This window comes from Oricola nitratireducens (assembly GCF_014904745.1).
In the GTDB taxonomy this organism is placed as follows: Bacteria; Pseudomonadota; Alphaproteobacteria; order Rhizobiales; family Rhizobiaceae; genus Oricola; species Oricola nitratireducens.
On sequence record NZ_JACZCS010000044.1, the window covers coordinates 57,914 to 75,517 of the forward strand.

Below are 17,604 nucleotides of genomic sequence, written 5' to 3' on the forward strand. Positions count from 1 at the left end.
CAGGGAGCGGCGCGATGAACGAGACGCATGACCAATACATGGCCGCGGATGCGTCCATCTTCGAGTCGATTCCGCGCCGCGCCGATATTCTGGGCGGAGCCAACACCGGCAACACCGCGTTGGCGACCCGGCTGGAGATGAACCTGCCGGGAAGCCTCGCCGACGCGCCACCGACGCTGGCGTTCGACCGGGTGCGCGAGGTCGACCTGCCCTGGGCCGCGCTGATCGAGGCGATGGGCCGCCACAAGGACGGGGCGATGACCGGCACGGCGCCGCTGCGGTCCTATTTCGAACGGTCATGGTGGGACGGAGACCGCCCGAAACCCGCCGCGGAAGACCTGCAAAAACTGGTCGACGACGGATTGATCACGATCCTGCCCGGATCCGGCGACAACGCCGCGACCTTCTTCAGCTACGGCGAAGTCACCGAGGACGACAAGACCGTGCCGAAAGGCGAGCCGGTCACCGCGGGCATCGTCCTCCGGCACGGCGTCTCGGGACGCCACTACCTGATCGAGACGACGGAGGAGGACGGCAAGGCAGGGGATGTCGCGACGCCAGAGGGCTATGCCGATTTCTGGGAGAACCGGGCCGAGGCCGCAACGATGGTCTTCGCGTCGGAAGCCGACGTCGCCGACAGCCAGACCCGGTTCGAGGAACTGGATCTGCGCGCAATCTTTATCGAGCGCCGCTTTCGCGAATTGAAGATCATGCAGGAAGTCGTGACGGCGGCGAGCGCGAAGGCGGCCGGCGCGTTGGACGGCATTCTCGAACAGGGGGCCGGCCCGGACCTCAATTTCGAGGCGATGGACGCCGTGCAGGCGCGCTATGTCAGCATCCGCCTCGGACCGTACAGGATCCGGCGGAGCCTGCTGCAGTTGAAGCGGCAGGCGGCGCAGATGGGCTATCTGCTTTTTCTCGGCGACGAGCCGGACATGAGGGTGACCACGCCGGCCACGGAAAGCGAACCGGCCGTCTACGGGATGAGCGTCAAGTTTCCCGATGGCGAAGACAAGGACGTGGTGGCGGGCGAGCTCTACACGACGTTCAAGCGGGCATGCGCCTACACGGTGACGCACGAGAAATCGATCGTTCGCAATATCGGCGAGAGCATCGTCTACGGCTTCAAGCGGCTGTTCGGCGGCAAGACCGAGAAGCGGACGACGACCTATACGGAAACCAGGTCCAAGATCGTCAAGGACTACCAGAAGGTCGACACGCTGACGGACCCGCTCAGCAAACGGGTACTGGAAATTCGCTCGCAAGGCCGGGAAGTGTTCGTCTTCAACGAAACGCCGGCGGGCTACCTGACGGATGACGGCATGTCGCTCGCCGGTGTGATGACGCGGTGCGACCTTGACGAGGATTACCGGCGCAAATGCGTGGCGATGCTGCCGGTCTACGAACAGGGCTTTTCCATCGAACGCCCCGTCGTCGCCTACAACATCTTCGAGCGGCCCTTGCCCGGCATCCTGCCGAGCCGGCTGCCGCGCCTCTTCATCGAGGAGGCGCTCAGCTACCGCACCGCATGGAAGGGAACCGAGCTCGGCGAACTGGTGAACGCGATCAACCTCGCGCCGGGCGAGGAGCGCGAAATCAGCATCACCCAATCCTTCCAGGAGGAGCGTGCAAGCAGCGAGACGCGCACCTCGGTCAGCGAGCTCAATTCCTCGTCGACCACCGACATGGCGACCGAGATGGAAACGATCGCGCGCACGGAAAACGAGTTCAGCGCCCATGCGGAAGGAAGCCAGGAGGCATCGGCCGGAGGCCCGCTCGGCGGCGCGATCACCGGATCGGTGTCATCGAAATTCAGTTACGGTGCGTCCGACACGCTGAAGAGCTTCAACCAGTCGATGAACAAGGTGGCCAAGAAGGCGGCGACCTCGATCAGCAAGAAGGCCCGGCTCGACGTCAGCACCACGAGCAGCACGACGACGACCGTGTCGACCAGCGACAGCACGGTCATCAGGATGTCGAACATCAACAAGGGCCGGACGCTGAACCTGATGTTCTACCGGGTCTACAACCGCTATGCTACGGGGCTGTTCGTCGAGACTATCAGCTTCGGGGTGACGTCGGGCGTGGAGCTGATCGCGGGCAGCGGCGTCTACGAGACCCGCACCTTCCGGCCGGACCGGATCGGCGAGATGCTCGACATGTTCAAGCGCACGCCGTTGCCGTTCAACAACGCGCCGTCAGCGATGGCGCAGTACCAGAGCACGATCCTCGACACGGTCCTGCGGCAACTGGAAATGGAATATCTGGCTGCTCCGGCGCAAGACGGCGCGGGCGAAGAGGACGCGGCGGCCTGGGGCAATGGCGATACCGGGCCGCTCAGCGCCTTGAAGGCGCCGGAAACGCTCGGCGGGTCCAGCAATGTCGTGAAGATGGCAAGCCACCTGGCGGAAACGATCTTCGGGCCGGCGCGCGCCGCGCCCGCGGCGAAAAAGGGCCTCATGAGCGCCGCGCCGGTCGACCAGGCGGCCCTCGACAAACGGATCGCACAGGTCGAAGCCGGCCTGCAGGAGATCGAACTGGCGTCGGCGCCGCTCGGCGGCGACACGGGCAAAGGCTCGGACCTGCTGATCGCATCCGGCGGCCTCTATCTCGACGCGCTCGTCGGATCGCGCCCGAGCACCGAGCCCTATTCCGAAGAGATGCGGGCGCAGGAAGTCCGCAAGAGCGCGGCAGAAGTCGTGCGGGCGGAGGCCGAGGCGCAATATTCGCTCGCCCAGGCGCGCCGAATCGCCCGCATGCCGGCGGGCGGCAATCCTGCCGGCAACCTGCTGACCGGCGTTCATGTGCTGGAGGAGCCGGGGCTAAACCTGCTGACGCTGGGCTTCCTGCTGCCATTGCCGAGCGGACAATGGGTCGTCTGCGTCGACGGCGAACCGGTGACCGACGGGGAGATCCCGCAGGATCAGTTGCAGCGCACGAGCGTCGTCCTGAAACTGTCGCGCCGGCCACCGCATCGCAAGCCGGACTGGGCGAAGGCCCCGGACCTGATGCGGCGGGTGACCGTGCGCAACACGCAAACGCAGGACGAGATCGCGCCGGTCTGACGTTCCGGAAAGACCGGGCGCCGGAAGATGTACGATTTCACCCGCTCAGGCGGCGCCTTCGAGAAGAACACGTTCTTCCGCCGTGAAAACGCGGGCGCGGGCGAGAAAGCGCTTCTCGCGTCCGTTGTCGAGCGAGAACATCCCGCCTCTCCCGGGTACGACATCGAGAATGAGTTGCGTGTATTTCCAGACCTCGAATTGCGGGCCTGAAATATAGACGGGAACGCCGTCGACCTCCCCGAGTTTCACGTCTCCGCTTCCGATATGGAAATCGGACGCGGGATAGCACATCGGCGAGGATCCGTTGCAGCAACCGCCGGACTGATGAAAGAGGATGTCGGGATGGTCCCGCCGGATTTCGGCGATCAGGGCGCGCGCGGCGTCGGTCGCCTCGACGCGATTCGGCTGCTCGGTCATGGCACCCTCCGTTCGGTGGATGGCGGGGCCTCTTTCGAGGCCCCGTGCTTCCTGGGAGGAAGCAATCAGAAGAAGCCGAGCTTGTTCGGATTGTAGCTGACCAGCATGTTCTTGGTCTGCTGATAGTGGTCGAGCATCATCTTGTGGGTCTCGCGTCCGATGCCCGACTGCTTGTAGCCGCCGAACGCCGCGTGCGCCGGATAGGCGTGGTAATTGTTGACCCAGACCCGGCCGGCCTGAATGGCCCGGCCGAAGCGGTAGCAGGTGTTCTGGTCGCGCGACCAGACGCCGGCGCCGAGGCCGTAAAGCGTGTCGTTGGCGATCGAGAGCGCCTCGTCCTCGTCCTTGAATGTGGTCACCGAAACGACCGGGCCGAAGATCTCCTCCTGGAAGATGCGCATCTTGTTGTTGCCGCGAAAGATTGTCGGCTTGATGTAGTAGCCGCCCGACAACTCGCCGCCCAGATCGGCCTCGCCGCCGCCGGTCAGCACCTCGGCGCCTTCCTGGCGGCCGATGTCGAGATAGGAGAGGATTTTCTCCTTCTGCTCCTCGGAAGCCTGCGCGCCCATCATCGTCCCCGCAGCGCGGGGGTCGCCCATGACGATGGCCTCGGTGCGCCGGATCGCGCGCTCGATGAAGGCGTCATAGATATCTTCGTGGATCAGCGCGCGCGACGGACAGGTACAGACCTCGCCCTGATTGAGCGCGAACATGACAAATCCCTCGATCGCCTTGTCGAGAAAGGCGTCGTCCTCGCGCATCACGTCCTTGTGGAAGATGTTCGGCGACTTGCCGCCCAGTTCCAGCGTGACCGGGATCAGGTTTTCGGTCGCGTATTGCATGATCAGCCGGCCGGTGGTCGTCTCGCCGGTAAAGGCGATCTTGGCGATGCGCGGCGAGGACGCCAGCGGCTTGCCCGCTTCGATTCCGAACCCGTTGACGATGTTCAGGACGCCGGCAGGCAGCACGTCGGCGATCAGTTCGGCGAAGACCATGATCGCTGCAGGCGTCTGCTCCGCGGGCTTGAGGACCACGCAATTGCCGGCGGCCAGCGCGGGCGCGAGCTTCCACACCGCCATCAGAAGCGGGAAGTTCCAGGGAATGATCTGGCCGACCACACCCAGCGGCTCGTGAAAGTGATAGGCGACCGTGTCGTCGTCGAGTTCGCTCATCGTGCCTTCCTGGGCACGCAGGACACCGGCGAAATAGCGGAAATGATCGACTGCCAGCGGCAGGTCGGCGGCCATGGTCTCGCGGATCGCCTTGCCATTGTCCCAAGTCTCGCAAGTTGCGAGATGGTCGAGATTGGCCTCCATGATGTCGGCGATCTTGAGCAGCGCCTGGGCCCGCTCGGTCGGCGAGGTCCTGCCCCAGGCATCCCTGGCGGCGTGCGCGGCGTCGAGCGCGAGATTGATGTCATCGGCATCGGAGCGCGCGATCTCGCAGATCACCTGGCCGGTGATCGGCGTCGTGTTCTCGAAATAGCGGCCGTTGACCGGCGCGACGAATTTGCCGCCAATAAAATTTTCGTAGCGCGACTTGAAGGGCGAAACGAACTGGCCCGCTTCGGGGCTGGTCATGACATTCATGGATATACTCCTCCTGGAACCGGACCGTTCCGGTGTGCCGGTCCATATGCAGGAGGTGACGCAGCTGCGCATCCGGCGCCGGAAAAGCGGCGCTCGGAACTGTCTCGCTGCTGAGACAGTTCGACGAAGAAACAGGAGAACGCCCGCTGTCAACGGCCCCGCAGATGTCAGTTCATGCGCTCAACGACGACTTCGCCGGAGGCCGGATCGGTCACGCCGAGGCCTCCGCCGAGATCCTCGAGACGGTCCCTGAACTCGTCCAGCGTCGCGATCATCGCCGGGCGCGCTGCGGCCAGCGCGTCCATTCCGGTCCATTCGCCGACGATGAAATATTCGCGTTCGCCGGTCTTGACCACGCGGAGCGTCTTCAATCCGGGCATTTCCGCGAGGGCGCGGCTGCGGTGAAGATCGAGATAGGCATCCTCTTCGCCGGGTTTCACTTTCATGCGTACGATGTTGTATGCCGTCATGGCTTCCTCCCTGCATTCCGCCAATCGTGCCGCCGGCGGTGAACATGACCGACAACGCGCCGGGCGCTTATGTCGCGGAGCGGCGCCGGCGTGATCCGGCGTCCTTGCAGGATACCACGCCGGCCTGGAGCTGTCGCGCTACATTACGCTAGGGAATGTCGTCGAGCCTCGCCGCGGGACAGGCCGCGGCGGCGCTGTTGGAGCGCGGAACGTTTCATCCGGCGATAAAGCGTCGCGCGTGCGATGCCGAGCGCGCGCGCCGCCTCCGAGAGGTTCCCGTCGGCACGCGCGATGGCACGCACGAGAGCCGCGCGCTCCGCCTTCTCGAAGCCGGTCGGCCCATCCGGCCTGCCCAGCAGATCCGAAGCCGGCCGCGGCCGGATCGTCTCGTCCGTTCCGAGCCCGAACACACGGCGCGCGGCGCGCGTGGCACCAATCACGAGGTCGTCCTGGTCGACGGCGAGAAGGACGGCGCCATCGGCGTCCCGGTCCGGCGCGACGATTATGCGCGCGTCGGTAAACGAGGCCCGGAAATGATCCGTCTCGATCTGCTGCGCCGCCTGCGCCACCGTTGCCGCGATCAGCCGGGTGAACGCCTCGGTCTGGTCCGCCCGGCACGACGACACGTCCAGCGCCGCGAGTATCTTTCCGTCAGGTCCGTATATCGGCGCATCCATGCAACTCATCATCGTGTTGCGGGCGTGGAAGTGCTCGCCGCGATGAATGACGACCTGCCGCTGTTCCGCGAGACAAGTGCCGATGCCGTTTGTGCCTTCCGCCGCTTCGCTCCAGTCGGCGCCGCTCCACAGGCCCCAGTCCTGGAACACGTTTGCATCTGCGCCCATGCTGCGCTGGTCGAGAATGACGCCGTCGGCGTCGGTCAGCAGCACACAGCATCCGGAGTTGCCGACAAGTCCGAACAGATGGTCCAGTTTCGGCGCCGCGATCGTCATGAACCGGTCCATGGCGGAACGGCGCAATTTCAACGATGCTTCATCGATGCGTTCGGGGGCGCGTTCGTTTGCCGGATCGAGGCGGTGATTGAGCAGCGAACGCCGCCACGACGCGGCCAGCCGCGAGACCGCCGCAGCGGTCGGCGAATTCACCGTGCTGATCACCTTGTCGACGTGATGCGGTTGCGCCACTTATCGTCTCCTCCGACCCGGCCGCACCTTCCCGATACCATTGTGCAGCGGAAATGCCAATTTGGACCAAGGGACGATACGCATATGCGCGACCGCCCGCGCGCGACGGGCGATCGTCGGGACGAAGGACGGGCGCGCGACCGAAACCGCCTGAGGCGGGCCGGTGTCACTCCATGTGGAAGCCGGGTGTCGACATCATGATGCCGCGCTCTTCGTCATCCATGTCTTCCGGAATGCCCTCGAACAACGGCGTCGAGAGATAGCGTTCGCCGGTGTCGGGCAGCATGCACAGGATGACCGAGCCGGGCTCGGCCTTCTCGGCGATCTTCATGGAAACCGCGAATGTCGAGCCGCCGGAAATGCCGGTGAAGACGCCTTCCTTCCGGGCCAGCTTGCGCGCCCATTCGATGCCTTCCGACCCGGGGATCGGGATCAGCTCGTCGTAGAAATGCTTGTCGATCGACTCCTGCAGGACGAGCGGGATGAAATCGGGCGTCCAGCCCTGGATCGGATGCGGTTCGAAGGCCGGATGGCTGACCGAGGGAGACCCGTCGGGATCACGTTCCTGCGCCGTGCCGCTGCCGACGAGCTGCGCATTGGCGGGCTCGCTCAGGATGATCTTCGTGTCGGGGCGCTCCTTGCGCAGCACCCGGCCGATACCGGTGACCGTTCCGCCGGTGCCGTAGCCGGTGACGACATAGTCGAGCCGCTTGCCGGCGAAATCGCCGAGGATCTCGCGGGCGGTCGTCGCCTCGTGAATTTCGGCATTGGCCGCCGTTTCGAACTGCCTTGCCAGGAACCAGCCGTGCTTCTCGGCGAGTTCGACCGCCTTCTGATACATGCCGAAGCCCTTCTGGGCGCGCGGCGTCAGAACGACCTTGGCGCCCAGCATGCGCATCAGCCTCCGGCGCTCGACCGAGAAACTGTCGGCCATGGTGACGACGAGTGGATAGCCCTTCTGGGCGCAGACCATCGCAAGGCCGATGCCGGTATTCCCGCTGGTCGCCTCGACCACGGTCTGGCCGGGCTTGAGCTTTCCTTCCCGTTCCGCGGCCTCGATGATGTTGACGGCGAGACGGTCCTTGACCGACGAGGCGGGATTGAAGAATTCGGCCTTCACATAGACGGTCACATTTTCCGGGCCGAGATTGTTGATCCGGATGGCAGGCGTATCGCCGATGGTGTCGAGCACGCTGTCGAACAGTCTCCCGCGGCCGTTCGTGGTTCTCAATTTTGGCTTCTCCGCCATGCTTCACCTCCCTTTTCGTGCTGCGTCACAATAGCACAGCACATAGGCGGGCATTCGACAATTCGAGGGCGGAAATGGCGTTTCAGCCGCCGGCGTATTCGGCGAGCGCGCAATAGACGTGATAAAAGCTCGATGACGGCATGTCGGGGGCCGTCACGTGGCCCTCGTCGTCGATGGCGTCGTACCAGCCGCCGGGCAGCGGGCCATTGAGGTAATATCCAAACAGCACGTCGAAAGTGCGCCGCCGCAGTGCCGCAGCAGTGCCGAGGCCGCGCTTCTCGAAGGCGAGCGCCGCCTTCAAGGCTTCCGTCTGCGGCCACAGGCGGGCATGCGGTTCAACGGAGGACCCGTCCGGCTGCAAGCCATCGGCGACCGCCCCGGTCGCCGGGTGATGACCGAAGGTGGCCGCCGTGGCGAAGAGCTGCCGCGCCTTGTCATCGACGCGCGGGCTCGCCCGATGATCCAGATAGCGGGTGATCAGCCAGGCCCATTCGTAATGATGCCCGGGCTCGATGCGGGTTTCTTCCGGCGTCTTGCGGCTGGGCGACCAGTCTGCATTGAAGAATTCCGACAGCGTACCGGTCGAGATGTCGAAGAAATGCCGGTCGAACAACATGACCATCGCCTGGGCGCGGTCGAGATATTTCTCCTCGCCGGTCGCCTCGTACCAGGCCATCATCGCTTCGAGGAAATGCATGTGCGGATTGGCGCGGCGCGGCAGGTTGCGGCCGTCGGTCTCGTAGTAGCCGCCATGGGCGTGGTCGGCGAGGTGCCGGTCCATGTAGTCGAGCGTCCGGTCGGCCCATTCTCGCGCCTCCGGCCAGCCGGTCGCGCGGTAGAGCCAGGCAAGACCGAACATGACGAAGCAGTGGTCGTAGGTGTCGCGGGTCTCGTTGCGGACGGTGCCGTCCGGATTGAACTGATGGATCCAGCCGCCGTCGGGATGCCAGCCGGTCGTCGTCAACGTATCCAGGCAGTGCCGCAGGATGCCGTCGGCATCGCCCTGCCAGCCCATCAGTCTGGCATGCGAGAAACAATAAATCTGGCGGGCCAGCACCCGCAGGCGCTTAAACGGATGCGAGGCGGGCGTGCCGTCGAATTTCAACGCCTCGTGAACGCCGCCATGGACGCGGTCAATGCCGTGCTCGGCCCAGAAGGGCAGCGCGGTCTCGAACAGCCAGGACCGCACGGTCGAGGGATGGGAATCGTCGCCACGCTCCTTGAAGGCCTGGGTGACGTTCTTGACCAGATGCGTGCAGTCGCGGCGCGTGACGAGGATCTTGTTGTCCTCGGCGACGACGACGAGATCCTCGACGCCGGCAATGGCGACGGTGGCCCCACGGGCACGCACGAGGTTATTTTCGGCGTCGACGGTGATAACATCGCCGGACAGGGCATTGCCGTGATCATCCTTGGACGCGCCCTCGTAGAGCTGCGCCCAGGAGCCGAGATCGTCCCAGTCGAACTGCGCCGGCATGACGCCGATATTGCCGGCGGATTCCATGATCGCATAGTCGATGGAGAGTTTCGGCGAAGCGGAAAACGCGTCCGGATCGAGGATGAGCTTGCGGCCGTCGCGAACACCCTCGCTCGCCGCCTTGCGGGCACAGGCCCAGATCTCGGGCTGCAGGCGCGCATAATCGTCGGCGAGGCGGCCGGCGCGAAACAGGAATATGCCGGCATTCCAGAGGAAATGACCACTTTTCAGGTAATGTTCGGCCGTCTCGTGGTCCGGCTTTTCGCGGAACCGGGTGACGCGGAAGCCCTCGCCGAGCGGTTCACCCTTTTCGATATAGCCGTATTGCGTCTCGGCGCGCGACGGCGTGATGCCGATCGTCATGATCGCGTCGGTGTCGCGGGCGATGCGCGCGGCGGCGGCAACGGTCTTCTGGAACCCGGCGACATCGTCGATGCGGGCATCCGACGGAAGCACGATGACGAGTTCGTCGGGATCGGTCTCGGCAATGGTCGCAATCGCGGCAGCGATGGCGGCGGCGGTGTCGCGGATGAACGGCTCGAGAACCAGGATTTCCGGCTGTACCGGCGCGCGCGAGACTTCCTTTTCGAGCGCCTCGCCAAGCGCCGCGGAACCGATCACGTGGACCGGGCGGAACGAAACATCCGGGACCGCCGGAACCATCCGCTCGATCGTGTTGACGAGCAGGCTGCGGTCGTTGACGAGCGCGTGAAATTGTTTCGGCTTGTCTTCGCGGGACATCGGCCACAGCCGCGACCCCGCGCCGCCACACAGGATTACCGGCGTTACCGTCACATCGCTTTCGATTGCCTTCATCTCCTGCCAGCCGTCTTTCATCGGGAATGTTCCTTTGTAGAGCCGGAACTAAACTTCATGGCCGCTTTCGGTGCAACCGTACCAAAAGGTGATGTCAAACGAAAAACGGCCTGCCTCCGGTTGGAGACAGGCCGCCTTTTGTCTATCAAGTGCTACCCAGGGGCAGCTCGGCCGTTAGGCGCTGCCGACCTTCGAGCCGATAGCGTCGAACTTGGCGTTCAGGTTCGAGCCAAGCGTGGTGGCGCCCGTAATGATGGCAACGGCGATCAGAGCGGCGATCAGGCCGTATTCGATTGCGGTTGCACCGGATTCGTCTTTCATGAAACGTGCGAACATTGTTGAGCTCCTTGATTACTCGTTTACACAGCACCCCCGTCAACACTCATGCACGGCGTTGATCGGATGAGGGCAACCTACACACCGCCTGTTGCCACCCGCTTAAGGAACACGGTTTCCAAAGCTTTAAGACGTCAAAGCCGCTGCGATGGTGAACAAAGGGTAGAAAATCGCCGACAATTTAGGGCTGCCTGACGCCGCGTCCCCGGGCGTTTCAGACAGGCTCCGAAGCACGCGCGCGACGCATTATGGTTAAATCTTCGTTCATCATTCGCGGCGATAGTGCCTGCATGCAGGTGACAAGGAGTGCAGGCATGAACAAGGGCTATCGATCGTTGCTTTCCGCCATGGCCGTGGCGGGTGCCCTGATGCAATCGCCGTCCGCGTTTGCCGCCGAAGACTTCGCGGCGATGAACGCCGTTCCCGAACCGGGCATCCGCGTCGTCCTGAATCAGGCAAGAATCGTGAAGCTGTCGCAGCCGGCGGCGACCGTCATTATCGGCAATCCGGAAATCGCCGACGCGACGGTGCGCGATTCACGCACGCTGGTGCTGACCGGCCGCGGCTTCGGACAGACCAATCTCGTCATTCTCGATGCAGGCGGCAATCCGATCCTTGACGAGCGGATCGCCGTATCGCGGGAAAACGGCGCCGCCCTACGCATCTACCGCCAGGCGAACATTGAAACGCTGTCGTGCGAACCCTATTGCGAGAAGGCCTATCTTTCGGAAGCCGAAATCCAGTCGATCCGCGCGATCGCCGAGGCGAACAATTCCGGCAACAACTGATGCCGGTTTGCGCGGCCTTGCATAAAGGCAGGGCCGCAGCCGCCGCACTTCTTGAAAAATCGTAAACGGCGGGCCGGTGAATCCACGGGCCCAAAAACGTTTTCTCAATCATTTCCGTATAGGAATGAGGCTGATTTGATGTGTGGGGTAGACATGGCGAAACGTGCTTTCAAAGCCCGCCGGCGTATTCTCGACACGATTTGCGGTTTTCGCCGCGATCGTCGCGGAGCGACCGCGATCGAGTTCGCGATGCTGGCCATCCCCTTTACGATGCTGTCCTTCGCGATCCTCGAAACGACGGTGTCGTTTACGGCGCAACAGGTGATAAGCAACGCGGCCGATACGCTTTCACGCCAGATCCGGACCGGTCAGCTGACGCTCGCCAATACCACCAAGTCGCAGTTCCGCGACCGGCTTTGCGGCGAAATCTCGATCATCGTCGGCGCGGGCTGTCCGCAACTCGAGTACGATCTCGAGTACTATACTTCTTTCGCGGACGTCCCGAAGACCATCCCGCGCACGCCGGAAGGCGATATCGACACGACCGGATTCACCTATAACCCGGGCGGCAACGGCACGATCAACTCGTTGCGGATATTCTATCGCTGGCCGGTGATGACCGATCTGATGCGATCCTCCCTGTCGAACCTGCCGAACGACCGGACACTGCTCTACGCGACGGTCACATGGCAAAACGAGCCGTTCTAGGGATCCCCCGCACGGCAAGCGAACGAGGCAACGCAATGAAAGCGTTCACGACCAAGGCATTGAAACGGGCCGGCGGATTCGCCGCACGGTTTTCGCGCGACAAGCGCGGTATCGCGGCCATCGAATTCGCGCTCATCGTTCCGCTGATGCTGACCATGTATCTCGGGACGATCGAGATCTCCACCGCCGTATCGATCAACAAGAAGGTCAGCCGTGTCTCGGCAACCGTCGCCGACCTCGTCACGCAGCAGACCGAAGTCAACAAGAGCCAGCTCGAAGACATCATGGCGGTCGGCGAAGCCGTGTTGTTTCCCTACGTGGCAGACAAGCCGGACATCACGATCGTCGCCATCAATGTCGATTCCAGCTATCCCCAAGGGGGCAAGATCGCCTGGTCGCGCGAATACGACAAGGGCCTCAACGGGCCGGGCGGAACACCGGGCGCAGACACCTGGGTTCCGAACGACCTGCGCATCGACGGCACCTTCCTCGTGCGCGTCGACACGAAGCTCGACTACGTGCCGATCGTCAACTGGCTGATCGGAGACACGATCGGCACGACGAAAAACGGCATCGGCGTGATCGAGATGAAGGAACGCTATTTCCTGCGGCCGCGTCTCGGCGACGCCATCACCTGCACCGATTGCTGAGGCCGGCGCAGCCGGGCTCCTGCCGTTTACCTGTCCTCTTTCGTTCCCAAGGCCGAAACCAGCGCAAGCGCCGAGTGATATTCGTCGGCGCCGGCCGCCTCGAAGCCGCCGCCGAGCGCGGGTGAAACGCTGTCATAGGCAAGCGGCGCCGCTTCATCGAGATCGACCAGCATCCGGCGCAACGCCGCTTTCGCCGCCGCCGGTAGGTTCCGCCGCACCGCATGCGGGCCGAAGCGGACCGGTTCGGAATGCCACAACACCGTGAAGCCGCCCGGCGACATCCCGTCGAGGGCGGCGCGCGGACCGTCCTCATAAGCCATTGCAGACCCGGGGCGGACGAACTCCCAAAGAAATGCCGCGGCGACCTCGCCGTCCGCCAACAGGCGCAGGCTTTCCCGCGTGGATGCCGCCTGTACGAGATCGAGACCGGAATCGGCGAGCGGTCCGCCCTGCCATTCGAACTCCGCGGACGGCAGGAGATCGCCGCCGAGCGAATTGGCCGGACCGGCGGCAATCGGCACTGCGGCGAGATCGGCAATCCGGCGCACCCGGGCGTCGTCAACGACCAACACGGAGCGCACCGCAGTCGCGCCTTCGCGGCTGACGGGTGCGGCGACAGGCTCGATGCATTCGCACATCCGGTCGGCCGTCGCGTAGCCGAGCGCCGACATGATCGAATATTCGATGCGCGACGTCGCCATGGCATCTATCAGCGCGGCGGCATCGTGCGCCTGGAATATCTCCACGGGCAGCGACAGGGTCTCGGAGACGATCTCGCGAAATTCCTCGAAACGCCGCGGATCGTAATTCCTGCCGTTCTGCATGACGACGCCGATGCGGAGGGCGCCGAGGTCGTCGCGCCAGTCGGCGAAAGCGGGAACGGCCACCGCCAGGGCCGCGCAAAGCCCGAGCGCGGCGACGGTCAAATTCATCAACTTGTCTCGGCGTCGCCGCGATGCCATCTTTACGATCCATTTCAAACGCGCCGGCGCACCGTTGCGCCCTGGCTCCGCTACAGCACTAAATAAAAACACAGGCGCATTCCATGAAACGAGCATTCCTTTTCGTCCTCGATTCCGTCGGCATCGGCGGCGCAAACGACGCGGAACGCTTCGGCGACGCCGGATCGAACACTGTCGGCCACATCCTGGAAGCCGCCAGCCGCGGCGCGGCGGACAAGGAAGGACTGCGCCACGGTCCGCTTTCGGTGCCCAACCTGGCATCGCTCGGGCTGTTCCACGCGGTCGAGGCAGCGTCCGGCAATGCGCTTGCCGCGTCCATGAAGCCGGAAACGGTCACCGGTTTCTGGGGGGCGTGCGACGAGGTTTCCAACGGCAAGGACACGCCGTCCGGCCACTGGGAGATGACCGGCGTGCCGGTGCGTTTCGACTGGGGTTATTTCCCGGACGAGATTCCCTGTTTTCCAGCCGATCTGCTCGAGAAAATCTACAAGGACGCTGGCCTGGAGGGATCGCTCGGCAACAAGCACGCGTCGGGAACCGAGATCATCGCCGAACTGGGCGAAGAGCACCTGAAGACCGGCATGCCGATCTTCTACACGTCGGGCGATTCGGTGTTCCAGATCGCCGCCCACGAGGAAGCCTTCGGGCTGCAGAGGCTCTACGACCTGTGCGAGATCGTGCGCGGCCATGTCGACGCGCTGAATATCGGCCGGGTGATTGCGCGGCCGTTCCTCGGCACCAATGCGGAGAATTTCGAGCGGACCGGCAACCGGCACGACTATTCGGTGCCGCCGCCCGAGCCGACGCTGCTCGATCGGCTGACCAAAGCGGACGGCCGCGTCCTGGCCGTCGGCAAGATCGGCGACATCTTCGCCCATCAGGGCATCACCAAGCTGCGCAAGGCGACCGGCAACATGGCGCTGCTCGACGCGACGCTGGAGGCGATGGACGAAGCCGGCGACCATGACATGGTCTTCACCAATTTCGTCGACTTCGACATGCTCTACGGCCATCGCCGCAACGTCGCCGGCTATGCGGCGGCGCTGGAAGCATTCGACCGGCGGTTGCCGGAACTGATGGCGAAGCTGCAGCCGGGCGACCTGATGATCATCACCGCCGACCATGGCTGCGACCCGACCTGGCGGGGGACGGATCATACGCGCGAGCGCGTTCCAGTTCTCGGCTTCGGGCCCGGCATGGCGACCGGTGGCATCGGCCTGCGTCCAACTTATGCCGACATGGGCGAAACCATCGCCGCGCATCTCGGGCTGAAATCCGGTCCGCACGGGACGTCGTTCCTGACAGACCTCGCCGTCGATGCCTGAACTGCCCGAGGTGGAGACCGTCCGGCGCGGGCTTCAGCCGGTGATGGAGGGCGCGCGGATCACACAGGTCGAGACACGCCGGCCGGACCTGCGCTTTCCGCTACCCGAAAACCTCGCCGCGGCGCTAAACGGCCGCCGGATCGCCGCGCTCGGGCGGCGGGCAAAATATCTCTTGGTCGAACTCGACGGCGGCACCGTCCTCGTCTGCCATCTCGGCATGTCGGGTTCGTTCCGCATCGAGGACGAATTGAACGGCATGGCGCCGGGGGCGTTCCACCATGCGCGCTCCAAACTCGCCGCCCATGATCACGTGGTCCTGCACATCGAGGGGCCGGACGGCTCGGCGCACCGCATCGTCTACAACGACCCGCGCCGCTTCGGCTTCATGTTCCTGACCGACCGGGCCTCGATGGCCGCACATCCGCATCTGAAAGGCCTCGGCATGGAGCCGACGGGCAACGCGCTCGACGGCAAAGCGCTGGCAGCGACGCTGGCCGGGCGCCGGACTCCGCTGAAAGCGGCGCTGCTCGACCAGCGGGCGATTGCCGGTCTCGGCAACATCTATGTCTGCGAGGCGCTGTGGCGCGCCGGTCTGTCGCCGAAACGGGCTGCGGGCACGCTGGTGCGCAAGAACGGGACGCCGACGGAGCGCTGCGACCGGCTTGCCGGCGCCATTCGCGCGGTGATAGCCGATGCGATCGCCGCGGGCGGATCGTCGCTGAAGGACTACGTGCACGCCGACGGATCGCTCGGCTATTTCCAGCATTCCTTCTCGGTCTACGACCGCGAGGGCGCTCCTTGCCGGCGCGAGGGATGTGGCGGAACAATCCGCAGGATCGTCCAGTCCGGGCGCTCGACTTTCTATTGCCCGGCATGCCAGAAATAGCGCCGCGAACGACAATGCCGAGTGGAGCAGACAGATGGCGTATGAAACAATCCTGACCGAAAAGCGCGGCGAGATCGGCCTGATCACCCTGAACCGGCCCGACGCGCTGAACGCGCTGAATTCGAAGCTGTTGTCGGAACTGCTCGACGCGGTCACCAAGATGGATGCCGACGGCAAGATCGGCGCGATGGTTATCACCGGTTCGGCCAAGGCGTTCGCCGCCGGCGTCGACATCAAGGAGATGCAGTCCTACGAGTACGCCGACGTCTACCTGAACGACTTTATTGCCGGCTGGGACCGCTTCGCCGAGACCCGCAAGCCGATCATCGCCGCCGTGTCGGGCTATGCGCTCGGCGGCGGCTGCGAACTGGCGATGATGTGCGACTTCATCATCGCCGGGGAAGGCGCGAAATTCGGCCAGCCGGAGATCACGCTCGGCATCATGCCGGGCATGGGCGGGACCCAGCGCCTGGCGCGCGCCGTCGGCAAGGCGAAAACGATGGAAATGTGCCTGACAGGCCGGCTGATGAGCGCGCAGGAGGCCGAAAGCTCCGGGCTGGTCGCGCGGACCGTGCCGGATCATGACGTCGTCGAGGAAGCTATGCGGGCGGCCGAAAAGATCGCCGGCTTCTCGCGCCCGGCGGTCCTGATGACGAAGGAAACCGTCAGCCGGGCCTTCGAAACGACGCTCGCCGAGGGCTTGCGTTTCGAACGACGGCTATTCTATTCGATGTTCGCATTCGAGGACCAGAAAGAAGGCATGGCGGCCTTCGCCGAGAAGCGTTCGCCGAACTTCAAGAACCGTTAGGATTCCGGCGCCGCGGGCCGCATGCGCACCGTTGACGGCAAAGCCATTTGCGCGTATAGACCGCGCACCTTGGCGGCCCAACCGGTCGCCATTATAATTTTGTCTGCCCAGCATGGCTCCGGAAGCCGGCGCGGGGCTCCGAAAAAGAAAGAGGACAACCATGGCCAATACAATCTCGGCCAAGAAAGCGACGCGCAAGATTGCCCGCCGCACCGCCGTGAACACGGCTCGCCGTTCGCGGATCCGCACTTACATGCGCAAGGTCGAGGAAGCCATCGCGTCGGGAGACGCCAAGGCTGCCGTGGACGCGCTGAAAGCGGCCCAGCCGGAGATCATGCGCGCCGCCTCGAAAGGCGTCATGCACAAGAATACGGCGTCGCGCAAAATCTCTCGCCTGGCCTCCCGCGTGAAGGCCCTGGCAAGCTGACTTCCGTTAGTTGGCTAAGGTAATGACAAGCCCGGCTCAGCCGGGCTTTTTTGTTTCCTGGGAAACAAAAATTCGACCGTCTGTGGACAGTGCGGGTTTTGCGTGTAACCGCAACGCCTTAAGGCGTAGCCTGAACGACGGATACGGCAATCGCGCCGTCGCAAAAATGCAACGGTATTTTTAAATTTCCTATTTCTCTCAATAATTACAAGATCTTATAGGACGTACATCAACGGGGATAACCTCTCCCCGCACCCCAACCGCAAAAAATAGTAATCGGCGGAATTTAAAAAATTAGATTATCCGAAAGGGGGTTTTTGAGGTGAAAAGAGAATCTGTGGAATCACAAATATTTAGGTTTTCACAGGGTTCGAAATGCGCATTTCGAACCCATTTGCAAGCCAATTGATTCCTTAAAAATCACTTAAGACGGGTTGCCTTCGGCCCTCCGAATTTTGTATCTTTCAGACATCAGACAAGACGCTT

The 17,604-nt window shown here is 63.7% G+C and carries 16 protein-coding genes; 8 read left to right on the forward strand and 8 right to left on the reverse strand.

What is annotated here, in order from left to right; all coding sequences use genetic code 11:
* Positions 1-14 precede the first annotated feature (14 nt).
* Complete coding sequence (locus IG169_RS19415; RefSeq protein WP_193177916.1) at positions 15-3,065, forward strand: hypothetical protein; 3,051 nt, start codon at positions 15-17, stop codon at positions 3,063-3,065.
* A 45-nt stretch (positions 3,066-3,110) separates the two neighbouring features.
* Here the strand turns inward: IG169_RS19415 and IG169_RS19420 are convergent, their stop codons facing one another.
* The 7 genes from IG169_RS19420 to IG169_RS19450 all read right to left on the reverse strand — a co-directional run bounded on the left by IG169_RS19420 (position 3,111) and on the right by IG169_RS19450 (position 10,564).
* Complete coding sequence (locus tag IG169_RS19420) at positions 3,111-3,482, reverse strand: DUF779 domain-containing protein (RefSeq protein WP_193177917.1); 372 nt, start codon at positions 3,480-3,482, stop codon at positions 3,111-3,113.
* 65 nt (positions 3,483-3,547) lie between these two features.
* A complete protein-coding gene (gene adh / locus IG169_RS19425) occupies positions 3,548-5,062 on the reverse strand; it encodes an aldehyde dehydrogenase (protein ID WP_428982272.1) in 1,515 nt (504 codons plus the stop codon).
* A 176-nt stretch (positions 5,063-5,238) separates the two neighbouring features.
* Positions 5,239-5,541, reverse strand: coding sequence for an antibiotic biosynthesis monooxygenase (locus IG169_RS19430; protein WP_193177919.1), 303 nt, complete (start codon positions 5,539-5,541; stop codon positions 5,239-5,241).
* Positions 5,542-5,684: 143 nt separating this feature from the next.
* Positions 5,685-6,686: a GAF domain-containing protein gene (locus IG169_RS19435; RefSeq protein ID WP_343225679.1), complete on the reverse strand. Its 1,002-nt coding sequence runs from the start codon at positions 6,684-6,686 to the stop codon at positions 5,685-5,687.
* A gap of 166 nt (positions 6,687-6,852) precedes the next feature.
* Positions 6,853-7,935, reverse strand: coding sequence for a cysteine synthase A (gene cysK / locus IG169_RS19440; RefSeq protein ID WP_193177920.1), 1,083 nt, complete (start codon positions 7,933-7,935; stop codon positions 6,853-6,855).
* Between the two features lie 82 nt (positions 7,936-8,017).
* Positions 8,018-10,249, reverse strand: a complete 2,232-nt coding sequence (locus IG169_RS19445) for an AGE family epimerase/isomerase (protein WP_210326108.1) — start codon at positions 10,247-10,249, stop codon at positions 8,018-8,020.
* A gap of 153 nt (positions 10,250-10,402) precedes the next feature.
* Complete coding sequence (locus IG169_RS19450) at positions 10,403-10,564, reverse strand: Flp family type IVb pilin (RefSeq protein WP_193177921.1); 162 nt, start codon at positions 10,562-10,564, stop codon at positions 10,403-10,405.
* A gap of 314 nt (positions 10,565-10,878) precedes the next feature.
* Here IG169_RS19450 and IG169_RS19455 point away from each other — a divergent pair, with 314 nt between their 5' ends.
* The 3 genes from IG169_RS19455 (at position 10,879) to IG169_RS19465 (ending at position 12,710) form a co-directional block, all read left to right on the forward strand.
* On the forward strand, positions 10,879-11,352 hold the full coding sequence (locus IG169_RS19455; protein ID WP_246717462.1) for a pilus assembly protein N-terminal domain-containing protein: 474 nt from the start codon (positions 10,879-10,881) through the stop codon (positions 11,350-11,352).
* A 153-nt stretch (positions 11,353-11,505) separates the two neighbouring features.
* Positions 11,506-12,060: a TadE/TadG family type IV pilus assembly protein gene (locus IG169_RS19460; protein WP_193177922.1), complete on the forward strand. Its 555-nt coding sequence runs from the start codon at positions 11,506-11,508 to the stop codon at positions 12,058-12,060.
* Positions 12,061-12,095: 35 nt separating this feature from the next.
* Positions 12,096-12,710, forward strand: coding sequence for a TadE/TadG family type IV pilus assembly protein (locus IG169_RS19465; protein ID WP_193177923.1), 615 nt, complete (start codon positions 12,096-12,098; stop codon positions 12,708-12,710).
* 26 nt (positions 12,711-12,736) lie between these two features.
* Here the strand turns inward: IG169_RS19465 and IG169_RS19470 are convergent, their stop codons facing one another.
* The gene (locus IG169_RS19470) at positions 12,737-13,642 is read right to left on the reverse strand and encodes a phosphate/phosphite/phosphonate ABC transporter substrate-binding protein (protein WP_193177924.1); all 906 of its coding nucleotides are present in this window, start codon (positions 13,640-13,642) and stop codon (positions 12,737-12,739) included.
* Positions 13,643-13,755: 113 nt separating this feature from the next.
* Here IG169_RS19470 and IG169_RS19475 point away from each other — a divergent pair, with 113 nt between their 5' ends.
* The 4 genes from IG169_RS19475 (at position 13,756) to rpsT (ending at position 17,118) form a co-directional block, all read left to right on the forward strand.
* Positions 13,756-14,997, forward strand: coding sequence for a phosphopentomutase (locus tag IG169_RS19475; protein WP_193177925.1), 1,242 nt, complete (start codon positions 13,756-13,758; stop codon positions 14,995-14,997).
* The gene (gene mutM / locus IG169_RS19480) at positions 14,990-15,883 is read left to right on the forward strand and encodes a bifunctional DNA-formamidopyrimidine glycosylase/DNA-(apurinic or apyrimidinic site) lyase (RefSeq protein WP_193177926.1); all 894 of its coding nucleotides are present in this window, start codon (positions 14,990-14,992) and stop codon (positions 15,881-15,883) included. Before IG169_RS19475 ends, mutM begins: the two co-directional genes overlap by 8 nt.
* Positions 15,884-15,917: 34 nt before the next feature.
* A complete protein-coding gene (locus IG169_RS19485) occupies positions 15,918-16,691 on the forward strand; it encodes an enoyl-CoA hydratase (protein WP_193177927.1) in 774 nt (257 codons plus the stop codon).
* Between the two features lie 160 nt (positions 16,692-16,851).
* Positions 16,852-17,118, forward strand: coding sequence for a 30S ribosomal protein S20 (rpsT, locus tag IG169_RS19490; protein WP_193177928.1), 267 nt, complete (start codon positions 16,852-16,854; stop codon positions 17,116-17,118).
* The last annotated feature ends 486 nt before the right edge of the window (positions 17,119-17,604 follow it).

Bases quoted from the DNA above. Each gene is read 5' to 3' on its own strand.
- IG169_RS19415 (WP_193177916.1), top strand. From the start codon at position 15: ATGAACGAGACGCATGACCAATACATGGCCGCGGATGCGTCCATCTTC.
- IG169_RS19420 (WP_193177917.1), bottom strand. From the start codon at position 3,482: ATGACCGAGCAGCCGAATCGCGTCGAGGCGACCGACGCCGCGCGCGCC.
- adh (WP_428982272.1), bottom strand. From the start codon at position 5,062: ATGACCAGCCCCGAAGCGGGCCAGTTCGTTTCGCCCTTCAAGTCGCGC.
- IG169_RS19430 (WP_193177919.1), bottom strand. From the start codon at position 5,541: ATGACGGCATACAACATCGTACGCATGAAAGTGAAACCCGGCGAAGAG.
- cysK (WP_193177920.1), bottom strand. From the start codon at position 7,935: ATGGCGGAGAAGCCAAAATTGAGAACCACGAACGGCCGCGGGAGACTG.
- IG169_RS19445 (WP_210326108.1), bottom strand. From the start codon at position 10,249: ATGAAAGACGGCTGGCAGGAGATGAAGGCAATCGAAAGCGATGTGACG.
- IG169_RS19450 (WP_193177921.1), bottom strand. From the start codon at position 10,564: ATGTTCGCACGTTTCATGAAAGACGAATCCGGTGCAACCGCAATCGAA.
- IG169_RS19455 (WP_246717462.1), top strand. From the start codon at position 10,879: ATGAACAAGGGCTATCGATCGTTGCTTTCCGCCATGGCCGTGGCGGGT.
- IG169_RS19460 (WP_193177922.1), top strand. From the start codon at position 11,506: ATGGCGAAACGTGCTTTCAAAGCCCGCCGGCGTATTCTCGACACGATT.
- IG169_RS19465 (WP_193177923.1), top strand. From the start codon at position 12,096: ATGAAAGCGTTCACGACCAAGGCATTGAAACGGGCCGGCGGATTCGCC.
- IG169_RS19470 (WP_193177924.1), bottom strand. From the start codon at position 13,642: ATGAATTTGACCGTCGCCGCGCTCGGGCTTTGCGCGGCCCTGGCGGTG.
- IG169_RS19475 (WP_193177925.1), top strand. From the start codon at position 13,756: ATGAAACGAGCATTCCTTTTCGTCCTCGATTCCGTCGGCATCGGCGGC.
- mutM (WP_193177926.1), top strand. From the start codon at position 14,990: ATGCCTGAACTGCCCGAGGTGGAGACCGTCCGGCGCGGGCTTCAGCCG.
- IG169_RS19485 (WP_193177927.1), top strand. From the start codon at position 15,918: ATGGCGTATGAAACAATCCTGACCGAAAAGCGCGGCGAGATCGGCCTG.
- rpsT (WP_193177928.1), top strand. From the start codon at position 16,852: ATGGCCAATACAATCTCGGCCAAGAAAGCGACGCGCAAGATTGCCCGC.